The sequence below is a fragment of the Campylobacter sp. US25a genome (assembly GCF_004379075.1).
Taxonomy (GTDB): domain Bacteria; phylum Campylobacterota; class Campylobacteria; order Campylobacterales; family Campylobacteraceae; genus Campylobacter_D; species Campylobacter_D jejuni.
In genome coordinates this window covers 394,564-408,206 of the sequence record NZ_RYYM01000001.1, presented here as the reverse complement: position 1 = coordinate 408,206, position 13,643 = coordinate 394,564, and the positions used below count along the sequence as shown (strand labels likewise).

Below are 13,643 nucleotides of genomic sequence, written 5' to 3'. Positions count from 1 at the left end.
ACACGACTCATACTTATAATTATACTAATTTGTATAATTACTGTCAAGGCTTATTAGCCTTGCCCCTTTGGGGGTGAATTTCTCCTTGTGGCTTACCCAACAAACTTTTTAACTAAACTTCTCTCCTTTCTATTGAATTTCTATATTTGAAAAATTTTATTATTTAAAAAGTATATGTTAAAGTATATGTTATTTGTATTATTAATTTTTAAAGTATGTTATTTTAGGTATTTTAACTATAAATCACACTACGACCTCGGGCGCCACTTATTTTTTGCGGGAATAGCTCAGGGGAAGAGCACAACCTTGCCAAGGTTGGGGTCGCGAGTTCGAATCTCGTTTCCCGCTCCATAGAGTAAAAAAATATAAAATTTTTTTTAATTATAAATTCTCGCTTTTCTCTAATACTAAAAAATACTCATTTTCTAGAATTTCAAGTTCTTTTTGCATTACTTCAAGTTCTTGATAAAGCTTGTTAATACCTATTTCTTGATATACATTTGGATCGGATAAATCTTGATTTAATTTAGCTATCTTTTGCTCTAAAAAATCTATTTTTTCAGGATGGTTTTTTAATATCTCATTTTCTTTGTAGCTCAATTTTTTAGAGCTTTTTTCTTTTTGGTTATTATTTTGCTCTTGGGTTTGAAGCTCTAAAGCAAAATTATCCAATTCTTCAATTTCTTTTTCATTTTCAAGATATTCAGTATAAAGAGTGTGTAAAATATTTATATATCCATTTCCCTCAAAAGTATAAAGTTTTGTTGCGATTTTATCAACAAAATATCTATCGTGTGATACTAGCAAAATAGCCCCTTCAAAACTGAGTAAATATTCTTCTAATATATTAATCGTAGCTATATCAAGATCATTAGTTGGCTCATCTAAAATCAAAACATCATATTCTTTAGTAAAAAGCAAGGCTAAAGCAACGCGATTTTTCTCTCCGCCACTTAAAAGAGCTACGCTTTTATCTAAAAATTCCTTAGGAAATAAAAAATTTTTCAAATATCCATAAACATGCATATTTTTACCACGAACTTCAACCCTATCTCCTCCATTGGGACAAAAAATTTCAAGCAAGCTTTTATCAGAATTTACCAAGCTTCTAGCCTGATCAAAATATCCTATCTTAAGCTCTCCGCGTTTTATTTCACCGCTATCTTGTTTTATTTGCCCTATAAGAATTTTTAACAATGTCGATTTTCCACAACCATTTCTTCCTACGATAGCTATGCGTTCACCTTGTAAAACACGCGTTGAAAAATCTTTAAAAAGATTTTTATTGTTTATATTTTTGCTTATATTTTTAAGCTCAAAAAGCATTTTTTTACGATTGATCGTTTTTTCTCCATTAAAATTTAAAGCCGCTCTTGAAATTTCAAGTTTTAAGCGTTTGATTGCTCCGGGATTTTTTTTCGCTTCTTCACGCATTTTAAAAATGCGTTCTTTTCGTCCTTCATTTCTTTTAAGTCTTGCTTTAACCCCTCTTCTAAGCCATTCTTCTTCGCTTTTTAATTGCTTTAAAAGAGTTTCATGGCTCTTAGCAAGGCTTTGCAAAATTTGTGTTTTTTTCTCTAAATAGTTTGCATATCCGCCTTTAAAAATACTAAGTTTACCCTGCTCTACTTCTACACACTTGTGCGCTATAGCGTCAATAAAATATCTATCATGGGAAATAAAAATCACACACATCTTTGAATTTTTTAGCAATTCTTCCAAAAAGCTTGTCATATATACATCTAAATGATTAGTTGGTTCATCAAGCAATAAAATATCAGGATTTTTTAGTAAAAGTATGCAAAGTCCAACGCGGCGTATCTCTCCGCCACTTAGAGTAGATATAATGCGATTTTCATACTCAAGCAAACTAAATTCTTTTAAAACGCGTATTATTTTAGATTCTATATTCCAAGCATCTTTACTATCAATCAAAGTCATAAGTGTATCTATTTTTTTAAGATGATCTTTATTATTAGGATCTTCTTCTAATTTTTTATGCAGTATTTCATATTCTTCTAAGGCATTGTAAATTTCTGCAAGCTCTTGCTTGATAGCTTCTTTTACACTTAAATTTGCATTAAAATCAACGGTTTGTGAAAGCATGGCTATGCTTTTTCCATTTTGTCTTATTACTCTACCGCTATCTAAAGGAAGTGTGCCTAAAAGCGTTTTTAAAAAAGTAGATTTTCCTTCTCCATTTTTCCCTATAATAGCAATCTTTTCTCCCTCGTTTGCACTAAAATTTGCTTCATTTAAAACTATTTTGTCTCCAAATTTTTTTGAAGCTTCAATTAAATCTATAAGAGCCATTTTTTATCCTTGACTGAGTTTAAAGCTAAAACTAGAACCATAGCCTAAAGTGCTAGAAATTTCAAGATAACTTTTATGTATATTTAAAATTTTCTTTACTAAAAAAAGTCCCAAACCAAAAGAATTATCACTTTTTACATCAATTTTATAAAATTTTTTTGTAATCAATTTTATTTTATCTTCTTCTATGCCTTTTCCAAAATCTTGGACTATTATCTTTTGATCTCTTGCTGTTAAAATGACTTCTTTTTGACTATATTTTAAAGCATTGGAAAGCAAATTTATAATCACTTGCTCGATTAAAAATTCATCAGCCTTAACTTTCGTGCTTTTACCTTGCAATACAACTCTTTCAAAGCCTGGGTTTTTAGTAATTTTTTCACACAGAGAAAAAAGATCAAATTCTTGCATTTGCAAGGCTTCACTATTAAGATTAAAAACAAAATTAAGCTTATGGGTCAAAGCATTAAGTTTAATGCTTTGGCGCGAAATTTTTTCTAGCAATTCCTTTTTTAATTTTTTATCTTCCAATTCCTCGTCTTTTAGCATCTCTAAGCTAAGATCAATCACGCTTAATGGATTTTTAAGCTCATGAGAAATAGCAGAAATCACGCTAGCAAGCTGAGTATTTTTTAAAGTAATTTTATCGCTTTGTTTTTTATTTTTTTGGGTATTCTTTAGAATTTTCTCCTTAGTTTTTAAAAGTTTCTCATTTAGCAAATTAAATTCTTTAAACATTCCTTTTTCTAATATAACAACTTTATGATCCCCTATAGAATCCAAAAAATCCAAAATTTTATTAAAATTTTTCTCTATTCTTCTACCTAACAACAACATTAAAATAAAAACAAACAGCAAGCACACTCCAAAACCGATTGCTATTTTTGTCCAAAAAAGTTCTAAATCTAAAAAACGAGGATAAACAATAATAATATATTTATATCCTTTGTAAATAAAGCTTTTAGTAAGAATTTTTTTTGAATTAAAATTTAAAATTTCTCCTTCTTTAAGATTAGAAAAAAAATTAGGATTTTTTACAGAACTTATTTTCATATCATTGTTTAGGATAATAAAATCAGCCCTAGTATCTTTAGCAAAATCCTTGATATTAGCATCATTTAAATGCTCTAAGAGAGAAAATTTTAAAACATCATCAAGGCTTTTGATTTTTTGTTCATATTGTTTTGTAAGCAAGAAATTAAGATAAGAGTTAGTAAAAGTATAAAAAATAAACCCAAAAATCAAAGCCAATACAACAAAAAAAACTATAAAAATATTTTTAGTTTTTAGCATAATTTATAGCCAACACCCCTAACACTTATAATATGATCTTTTAGTTTTGGAAATTTATTTCTAAGTCTTGTTAGAGCTATATTGATTGTTTTATCACTTGTAGTATCATCTTTCCAAACACTTTCGCTTAAAAATTGTCTAGCAAGCAAGGTATTTGGATTTTCAAAAAAACATTTTAAAAGCTCATAGTCAAGATTTGAGATTTCTAATTTTTGATTTTTATAAAAAAATTCATAATTGGGTAAATCCAAAATAAAATCACCAAAAGATAGTTTTTCTTCTTCTTTTTTATGGCGTTTTAAAATTGCTTTAATGCGAAGCAAAAGCTCATTAAAATCAAAAGGTTTGCAAACATAATCATCACAACCACTTTCAAAGCCTTCGAGCAAATCTTGATGCAAAGCCTTGGCTGTAAGAAAAATAACTGCTTCTTTGTATCCTTGCTCTCTTAAATCTTGAATTTTTTCTAAAGAATCTCCACTTGGCAAATTTCTATCGACTATTAAAAGATCGATTTGCTCATTATCAAGCAAATCTTCAACTCCAAAAAAATCTACTAAAGATATAACTTCATAACCACTAGATTTTAACTTTAAAACAAGCAGCTCGTTTAAATCTATATCATCTTCTATAATTAAAATTTTAAATTTCAACATATTGGACAAATACACACGCCTCTAATTGTTTTAGTTCATCTAATACTTCTTTTTGAACTTTTTCATCAATCAAAACAACAGCCAAAGCATACCCAAAACCATCTCTGCCAAGCCTAAAATCAGCTATGTTGATATTTTTAGCTGCCAAGACAGAACTGATTTTAGCTATAACTCCTGGTATGTCTTTGTTTTTAAAAATAATCATTTTCCCTTTTGGCTTAAAATCAGTTTTAAAGCCATTTAATCCAACTATACGTTGTTCATTTTCATTAAACACTGTTCCTGAAACACTGATATTTGAATTTTCGGTGATAATTTTAACGCTAAGTTTATTATTATAACCACTATTTGGAAGAGTTTCGCAAGATAATTCAACTCCTTTTTCCTTGGCTACAAATTCTGCATTAACATAATTAATTTTTTCTCCTAAAATTCCACCCAAAGCACCAACAGCTGCAAAGGTTAGCATAGAATTTGCATACTCGCCAATAATTCCTTCGGCCTCTAATTTAATACTTTTTATCGGATTTTTATCAATTTGAACAGCTAAAAAAGCCATTTTAGAAACAAGTTCTATATAAGGAGCCACAAAAGGTGGTAAATCTTCAGTTTTAATTGGTAAATTTAAGGCATTAGGATAAGCTACGCCTCGTGCTGCACTTAGCGCTTGCTCACAAGCTTCTCTTGCGATATTGTCTTGACTTTCTAAAGTATTTGCTCCTAGGTGAGAAGTAACTGAAATATTTTCAAAGTCTAAAAGAGGATGATTAGTCGCAGGTTCTTTATCGAATACATCTATACCAAGCCATGCTATTTTACCACTTTTTAAACCTTCATATAAAGCCTCTTCTGTGTACAATCCTCCGCGAGCACAATTTATTAATCTTATTCCATCTTTCATTTTTGCAATTTCTTGCTTTCCTATCATACCATTGGTTTCTTTGGTTTTTGGTGTGTGAATGGTAATAAAATCACTTTTTTCTAAAATTTCATCCAAATTTTTTGCTTGCTCCATATCTAAATCTGTAATCTTAGAAGCAGAAATATACGGATCGTAGGCTAAAATTTTCATACCAAATGCTTTAGCACGGATAGCCACTCTTGAACCTATATTTCCAAAACCTATAACCCCTAGCGTTTTGTTCATCAATTCAATGCCATACCATTTTTCTCTTTCCCATTTTCTTTCAATTTTTAAAAAATTATGAGCATTGACAAAGCTTCTAGCTGATGTTAAAAGATGTGCCATTGTTAGTTCAACTGCGGCAATAGTATTTGCAGTTGGGACATTCATCACAATCACTCCTCTTTTAGAACACTCTGGAATATCAACATTATCTACGCCCACCCCAGCACGCACAAGCGCTTTTAATTTTTTGGCATGATTTAAGAAATTTACATCTATATCCGTAGAACTTCTAGTAATAGCAACTTCAACATCACTTAGCATTTGCATAAGTTCATCTTTTGGAACTTTTGCAGCTTCTATAAGCTCAATATCTTCAGCTTTTCTTAGAATATCGACACCTTTATCCAAAATAGCATCACATACTATAATCTTTTTTTTCATAGCCAAATTTCCTTTACTTCTGTATTTATTTTATATTTTTTTAATTCTTTGATAATATCATCTATAAGTTTTTCATTACCTGTATCCAAAAAGATTTCTGGACTATCGCCTGATTTAAGAAGAAAATACTTCACATTAAAAGAATTTAAAGTCTGTCTTAAGCAAAACATAGAGTAAATATCATATTTTCCAACTATAAGTTGATAATATTTATTTTTCTCCTTAAGCTCGCTAGTATCCACATTAAAATATAAGGTAAATTTTTCTGCTGCTGGGGTAAAATCTCTTGTAGGCCATTTTGCTAATTCTTCTTGCCATGAAAGATCTTGATTTTGAGCTTGAATGCTTGGCTGCGTATTTGTATCTTTAGCAAATTGTGGAATGAAATTTACATTAGCTTTAAATTGCCAAAGTAATGTAAAAACAACAGCAAGCAAAATGAGTAATAAAATACTCAAAATGCTTATTGTAAAGTATTTTTTCATTAAGTTAGTTGATCTTTAATGATATCACCTAAGGTTACTTTATCATCATTATTGATTTCATTAAGAACTTCTCTTTCTTTCATTCTAATAAGATTTTTAACACTTAGGCGAATTCTATTTTTCTTTTCATCAATAAAAACTATAGCAGCTTCAATATCGTTGCCAATTTTTAAATTTTCAAGCATAGAAGTGCTTATATCTTCTTTATGAATTAAAGCATCAACATTTTTACTTAGCTCTACAAAAACGCCAAAATCTTTAATATCACGGATAGTGCCTTTTACAATATCGCCGACTTTATGAATTTTGGCATATTCTTGAACTGGAGAGCTACTTAATTCTTTTGTGCTTAATGATATTTTTTGGTTTTCTTCATCTATTTTGATAATTTTTACTTTGATTTTATCCCCTTGAGAGAATTTGTCTTTGCATTTATCATTTCTATCCCAAGAAGCATCTTCATTATGCAACAAACCTTCAATACCGCCAAGTCTAACAAACGCACCAAAAGAAGTTACTGAGGTAATTTCTCCCTCAACCACATCTGCAATTTTGTAAGATTTCATAAATTCATCAAAAGGTCTAGAAAGTAAATTTCTTAAAGAAACTCTTAAGCGTCTTTCATTTGGATTGATTTCAATTACTTCAACATCAATTTCTTGGCCTTTGTTGATATAATCTTTTGGATTTTTAATATTTTTATCCCAAGAAATTTCACTGATATGTAAAAATCCTTCTATATCATTTCCTAAATCCACAAAAGCACCGTAAGGCTCTATATTTGATACTATTACTTTAATGGTATCACCTACATCAAGAGTATCTTTTATCTCACTCCATGGATCAGGTAAAGCCGCTTTTATAGATAAGGATAAATGCTTGCGTTCTTTATCATACTTTATAACTTTAACTGGAACTTTATCACCCTCTTTATAAAGTGTTCCAGGATTTACAGGTCCTTTGTAAGAAATTTCGCTGTAATGAACAAGGCCATCAACACCTCCTACATCTACAAACATACCATAGGTGGTAATTTTTTTCACAATACCTTCAATTAAATCTTCTTGTTGTGCTACATTATTGATCAATTCTTTGCGTTTTCTTCTCTCCTCATCTAAAGTTTTTTTACGAGAAACAATGATACTTTGCTCATCTTTGTCGATTTTAATAATTTTAACTTTAAACGTTTTGCCTATAATGTTATTTGTTTCTTTGAAGCCATATTGAGATTTTGGCAAGAAAAATTCAACATCATTTTCATCAACAACTATCAATCCGCCTTTATTTTTTCCAACTACTTTTACGGTAAAAATATCATCTTGATTTTCTTGATAGTTTTTAATAAATTCAATAACTTTTTCTTTTCTCAAAGCTTTTTTATGAGAAAGTAAAGATCTGCCACCACGAGAACCCATAACAGCAACTTTAATACTATCGCCTACATTAAATAATAGCTTAGAATTATCATCTTGTATTTCACTAAGAGCTAAAATACCTTCAGATTTTTTGCCTATATCTACATAAACTTCATCATTTTTAATCTCTACAATCACACCCTCTGTTGTAGTCTCTTCTCTTGATTTATCGAAAGCCTCTAAAAGCAGTCCAAAATCTTCTTCCTCAAGATAATCATCTACGCCGCCTTGAACTTTTTTGTTCACCTCGCTCATTATGGTCCTTTAAAATAATTTTTAGAAATTGATTGATTTTACCTTATTTTTCTTTAATTAGTGTTAAGTTTTTTTATTTTTATTAATTTTTTTTAAATTTTTGACTTTTTTATTCTATATTGAAAACATTTTTTAATTAATTTTAAAATTTTCTATTTTGGCGATAACTTTTTGTATGATCCAATCAGGAGTACTAGCGCCTGCGCTAATACCACAATGTTTTTTATCTAAAAACCATTCTTTTTTTAACTCTTCTTCGGTTTCAATTAGATAACTATCTTCACAATTAGTTTTTGCAATCAAAAAAAGTTGTTTTGTATTGGCTGAGTTTTTACCCCCTACAACAACCATAACATCACTTTTAAGCGAGAGTTCTTTAATAGCATCTTGATTTTTAAAAGTTGCATCACATATAGTATTAAAAACTCTTACTTCTTTGGTTTTAAGTATTAAAAAATTTACTATCTCCATAAAATGTTCAGGCTTCTTAGTTGTTTGGCTTACTACAGCTATTTTATTAGGAAGTTTTATATGTTGAAGATCTTTTTTATCCAAAACTACATAAGCTTTTGTGCTTACATAACTTTTTACTCCTTTAACTTCGGGATGATTTTCATCTCCAAAAATAACAACTTCATAACCCTCCTTGCTCATTTGCTCGCAAATTTGTTGTGGCTTTGTAACAAAAGGACAAGTGGCATCAAAAATTTCTATATCTTTTTTTCTCAATTCTTCTAAATCTTGCTTTGTAATACCATGAGTTCTTATAATAGCCTTTTTTTCATTGCTTAAAGCTTTTATATTTTCCAAAGTTTTGACATTAAAATTTTTTTGTAAACGAGAAATTTCTTCGTTATTATGAATAAGAGGACCTATAGTTGCGGCATCTTTTATTTGTTCTGCTTTTTTAATAGCTCTTTTAACACCAAAACAAAAACCATAGTTTTTTGCTAATTCAATAATCAATCCTAGCTCCTAAATTTGATAAAATCTCTATAAAATTTGGAAAAGAAGTTTTTATACAATCACTATCATCAATTTCAACTCCACAAAGCAAACCTAAAATAGCAAAACTCATAGCAATACGGTGATCTCCATAGCTTTTAATTTTTGAAGATTTTAGTTCGCATCCACCTTCTATTTCAAAACCATCATCAAGTTCTCTAGCTTCAACACCACAAAGCTTTAGATTTTCAACCATCGCAGTAATTCTATCGCTTTCTTTAACGCGTAATTCTTTAGCATTTATTAAACTAGATTTACCCTTAGCCAAAGCAAAAGCTATAGCCAAAGCAGGCGCTTCATCTATCAACCAAGCGATATTATCTTTAACTTCTATGCCATTAAGCTTGCTAGACTCCACCCTGATCTCACCAATAGTTTCAAAATCATTTTGAGTTATTGTCATTTCAAGTTTGGCACCCATTTTTTGCAAAATTTTATACGCCTCTATACGAGTAGGATTAAGTAAAATATTTTTTAAAATAATTTGAGATTTAGGCAAAATAATAGCTGCTAAAACAAAATAAAAAGCCGAAGAAGGATCATTAGGAATGATTATATTTTGAGCTTTTAAAGGTTTTTTTAAAGGACTTATTTCAAGACTTAAGCCATCATTACTAACCCTTATTGGAGCTTTCATAGCCTTTAGCATGTTTTCACTATGATTTCGACTAAGAGAAATTTCACTAAAAGTGCATATATTATCAGCTCTAAAAGCAGATAAAATCATAGCTGTTTTAACTTGAGCCGAAGAAATTTCGCTTTTATAGTTAAAAGCTTTTAATTTTTGACCTTCTATACAAAGTGGAGCTAAATTTGCCTCATTTCTTCCATAAATTCTAGCGCCTATTTGAGTAAGTGGTTTGCTTATCCTTCTCATAGGACGATTATTCAAATACTTATCTCCACTTAAAACAAAAAAACCAGAAATTCCTGCTAAAAATCCTATCATCAAACGCATAGCGGTTCCTGAATTTCCACAGTCTAAAATACAATTTGGAGATAAAATTTCTTTAGGGGGTATAATTTTGACGCAAGAATCTTTTTGTTCAATTTTAGCTCCAAGATTTTTTATAATTTCAAGAGTGTTTAAAGTATCTTGAGCTAAGAGATAATTTTGAGCCTTATTTTCTTCTTGTGTTAAAAGCGAAAATATAGCAAAACGATGAGATATGCTTTTATCTGCTGCTATATTTTCAAGTATAGCATTTATAGAGGTTTGCAATTTGTAAATTTTCATCTTAAATCAAGACCTAAATTTTTAAGAGTATTTAAAATTTTACCCATGCATTCATTTACTTGATTATCTTCTAGAGTTTTATTTATATCTCTAAAAGAAAAACTCATAGTAATGCTATAAAATTCTTTAAGGTTTTCATCACTATAAATATCAACTAAACGAAAATTTTCAAGTATTTCTAAATTCAATTCTTCGATACAATTTTTAATCTGATTGTATTCAAAACCTTTAGGTATTAACACGCTAAGATCTCTAGTGATAGCTGGGAATTTGGAGTAAGGCTTAGCTATTTTAAAATCTTGCTTAATTAAATCTAAATCAAGTTCGCAAATATATGTTTTTGGCAAATCCCTCTCATTTTCTATTTTTAAATGCAAACGGCCTATAAAACCTACTTTAATATCCGATAGATAAATATCTGCTTGTTCATAAGGGCTTAAAATATTATATTTTGATGATTTTAGTTTAAAATCGCCTATAATATTTTTAATGTCTAAAAGAAAATCATAAAATTGCACCGATTCAGGTTTTGCCTTATTAGAAATTTTAGCTTCTTCTTTTAAGCCAGAATGGATAAATGCGATACGATTTAATTCTTGATTATTGACATTGAAAACAACCCCTAGTTCAAAAAGTTTAATAATTTTTTTAGAATTTTTTGCATTTAAACTTGCTGCATTCAATAAATGATTTAAAAGGGTTGTTCTTAAAGTATTAAGTTCTGCTGTAATTGGATTGATTAGTTTTAATTTAACAGAATCAAAACCCAATTTTTTAAGTTCTTCTTCATTGTCTAAAACATAATGTAAGCTTTCAAAATAACCACTAGCTACTGCTCTTTTCCTTAAATTTAAAAACTCAATATAATTTTTATATGTAAAATTTAAACGATTTTTTTCTACAAATTCTAAACCCTTGGAAGCAATATTATCAATACCTATAATTCTTACAACTTCCTCGCAAATATCTGATAAATTTTTAATATCAGGACGATGTAAAGGTGCTTTAACATTTATAAGCCCTTCGCCTGAAAGTATGAGTTCAAAACCTAATTTTTTCAATATTTTTAATACTTCATCTTTGTCAACATTTTGCCCTATTATATCGCCAATACTTTCAATACTTATTGGTATGATTGGTAATTCTTTGTCGGTTAAAATTTGTTGAGAAGAACTATAAATAACAAGATTTGGAATCTGCTCAAAAATACTAAGTAAAAAATCCATTCCTAAATTTAATTTAGGCTCACTTCCCCTAAAACTTCTATAAAGCATTTTTTCATCTTGATCTTTATGATATATTTTAGCATCTGCAATTACCAATGGATCGGTATAATTAGCCTCAATAATAATTATTTTAGAATCATCTTTGCATCTACTTTCATTATTTTGGAAAATTCCGCTAAAGCTTAAAAGTTTATCTTTATAAGATACTTTTGTTTCTCCATGCATTTGCTTGCTTAAATTGATGGTAAATTCTTCATCTTTTTCAGAAAAACTACTTAAATCATAAGCATTAAAAAGAACACCAGTTGAATGCGTTGCATAATTTAATAAATTTTCTATGGAATTTTTTCCCAAACCTTCAATTTGAGCAAGTCTTAAACTAAGCAATAAATTTGTTTGAATTTCTTCTTTTAGCTCTATAGCTCGATAATTATAAAGTCCGTTAAGTTCTTTCTCAGCTGCTAAGCGCAAAATTCTACCGATACCCAAAACATTTTCACTTTCTTTGAATGGTTTTGGTTCTTTTAAATTTAAATTTAAAGCTGTAGCTAAATCACGAGCAATACCATAAATACTTAAACAATCACCCCTATTAGGAGTAAGTTCTACTTCTATTAGCTCATCATTAAAAATTTCATAAGTATTTAAAGCTCTCCCAAGTTCTAATTTCCCTATACTCTCATCTAAAAGCATAATTCCTTCATTGATTTTTTCAAAACCCAATTCTAAACTAGAACAAAGCATACCACAAGAATCCACTCCTCGTAATTTTGCTTCTTTTATTTCCATACCGTTTGGCATGATAGCACCTTTAGTTGCAACAGCTACAAATTGTCCTACATCAACATTCGCAGCACCGCAGACAATTTGCAAGGTTTCACTTCCGATATCAACTTGACAAATGCTTAATTTATCTGAATTTTCATGTTTAATTTTTTCCTCAACATAGCCTACAACAACTTTATCTGGAGCCTTTAAAACGCCAACCCTATCAACTTCTATACCTATAGAATTTAAAGTTTTAGCTATTTTATCTGAACTTATTTCTTCAAGTTCTAACCAATCATTCAACCAACTTTTAGTAATTATCATCTAAACTGCTCCAATAATCTTAAATCACCTTCAAATAAAGATCTTAAATCTGGAATTTGATGCAAAAGCATTGCAAAACGCTCTACTCCTAATCCAAAAGCATAGCCACTTACATTTTCATAACCAACAAAATTATAAACATTAGGATCAACTATTCCACATCCTAAAACTTCGAGCCAACCTGTATGTTTGCAAACTCTACAACCCTTTCCTTTGCAAAATACACAAGAAATATCAACTTCAGCAGAAGGTTCTGTAAATGGGAAAAAACTTGGACGAAAACGAACTTTCACATCTCCAAACATATAACGCAAAAAATCTTCCAATACACTTTTTAAATTTGCAAAGCTAACCTTTTGCCCTTCTTCCACTACAAGGCCTTCAACTTGATGAAACATAGGAGTATGCGTAATATCAAAATCTCTTCTAAATACAGCACCAGGGGCTATCATCCTAATAGGAGGTTTTTGTGCAAGCATTGTCCGTATTTGCACTGGCGAAGTTTGTGTTCTTAAAAGCCTTTTATCATCAAAATAAAAGGTATCTTGCATATCTCTTGCAGGGTGAGATTTAGGTAAATTCAACGCTTCAAAATTATGAAAGTCATCTTCTATTAAAGGCCCTTTTTCTATGCTAAAATTCAAAGCTATAAAATACTCTATGATTTTATCCATGGTGCTCATAACAGGATGCAAGGCACCTGTTGTAATACTTTCATCAAAATAGTTAAAATTTAAAGCATCTTGTTTCATTCTTTCTTCTAAAGCAAGATTTTCCAAATCTTTAAATTTAGCTAAATAAGCCTCATTAAATATTTCTTTTTGTGCATTTAGTTTAGCAGCAAATTCTTTTTTCGCCTCATCTTCTAACTCTTTAAGCTTTGTAAAGCCTTCTGTTAAAATACCTTTTTTTCCAAGAACGGAAATCCTAATGGCTTCCAAATCATTTAAATTCTCACATTTTTGAATCTGTTCTATAAAATTTTGCAATTTTCTTACCTTAAAATAAAATATTTCAAGTTCTAATTCTATTAAAAACTATTTTAAATTCAGCATAAAAACCAAACTTTAAAGATATAATTGTATCAAACCAACAA

The 13,643-nt window shown here is 29.5% G+C and carries 10 protein-coding genes and 1 tRNA gene; 1 reads left to right on the top strand and 10 read right to left on the bottom strand.

Annotated features, from left to right (window positions below):
* The first annotated feature begins 276 nt into the window (after window positions 1-276).
* Window positions 277-351 (top strand) — tRNA-Gly (locus ELQ12_RS02125).
* 30 nt (window positions 352-381) lie between these two features.
* Here ELQ12_RS02125 and abc-f read toward each other — a convergent pair.
* The 10 genes from abc-f to pheS form a co-directional block, all read right to left on the bottom strand.
* Window positions 382-2,313: a ribosomal protection-like ABC-F family protein gene (gene abc-f / locus ELQ12_RS02120; RefSeq protein WP_070243232.1), complete on the bottom strand. Its 1,932-nt coding sequence runs from the start codon at window positions 2,311-2,313 to the stop codon at window positions 382-384.
* A gap of 3 nt (window positions 2,314-2,316) precedes the next feature.
* On the bottom strand, window positions 2,317-3,606 hold the full coding sequence (locus ELQ12_RS02115; RefSeq protein ID WP_052949407.1) for a HAMP domain-containing sensor histidine kinase: 1,290 nt from the start codon (window positions 3,604-3,606) through the stop codon (window positions 2,317-2,319).
* Window positions 3,600-4,262 carry a response regulator transcription factor gene (locus ELQ12_RS02110; RefSeq protein WP_070243233.1) on the bottom strand — a complete coding sequence of 221 codons (663 nt, stop codon included), beginning with the start codon at window positions 4,260-4,262 and terminating at the stop codon, window positions 3,600-3,602. The genes ELQ12_RS02115 and ELQ12_RS02110 overlap by 7 nt, the downstream gene beginning before the upstream one ends.
* Complete coding sequence (gene serA, locus ELQ12_RS02105; RefSeq protein WP_002861589.1) at window positions 4,249-5,832, bottom strand: phosphoglycerate dehydrogenase; 1,584 nt, start codon at window positions 5,830-5,832, stop codon at window positions 4,249-4,251. The genes ELQ12_RS02110 and serA overlap by 14 nt, the downstream gene beginning before the upstream one ends.
* Window positions 5,829-6,317, bottom strand: coding sequence for a hypothetical protein (locus tag ELQ12_RS02100; protein ID WP_044779236.1), 489 nt, complete (start codon window positions 6,315-6,317; stop codon window positions 5,829-5,831). Before ELQ12_RS02100 ends, serA begins: the two co-directional genes overlap by 4 nt.
* A complete protein-coding gene (locus tag ELQ12_RS02095; protein WP_052858649.1) occupies window positions 6,317-7,987 on the bottom strand; it encodes a 30S ribosomal protein S1 in 1,671 nt (556 codons plus the stop codon). The genes ELQ12_RS02100 and ELQ12_RS02095 overlap by 1 nt, the downstream gene beginning before the upstream one ends.
* Window positions 7,988-8,119: 132 nt before the next feature.
* On the bottom strand, window positions 8,120-8,953 hold the full coding sequence (locus ELQ12_RS02090; protein WP_126219861.1) for a 4-hydroxy-3-methylbut-2-enyl diphosphate reductase: 834 nt from the start codon (window positions 8,951-8,953) through the stop codon (window positions 8,120-8,122).
* Complete coding sequence (gene aroA / locus ELQ12_RS02085; protein ID WP_072224017.1) at window positions 8,943-10,229, bottom strand: 3-phosphoshikimate 1-carboxyvinyltransferase; 1,287 nt, start codon at window positions 10,227-10,229, stop codon at window positions 8,943-8,945. The genes ELQ12_RS02090 and aroA overlap by 11 nt, the downstream gene beginning before the upstream one ends.
* A complete protein-coding gene (pheT, locus tag ELQ12_RS02080; protein ID WP_072224016.1) occupies window positions 10,226-12,547 on the bottom strand; it encodes a phenylalanine--tRNA ligase subunit beta in 2,322 nt (773 codons plus the stop codon). The genes aroA and pheT overlap by 4 nt, the downstream gene beginning before the upstream one ends.
* Complete coding sequence (pheS, locus tag ELQ12_RS02075) at window positions 12,544-13,536, bottom strand: phenylalanine--tRNA ligase subunit alpha (protein ID WP_002852567.1); 993 nt, start codon at window positions 13,534-13,536, stop codon at window positions 12,544-12,546. The genes pheT and pheS overlap by 4 nt, the downstream gene beginning before the upstream one ends.
* Between the last annotated feature and the right edge of the window lie 107 nt (window positions 13,537-13,643).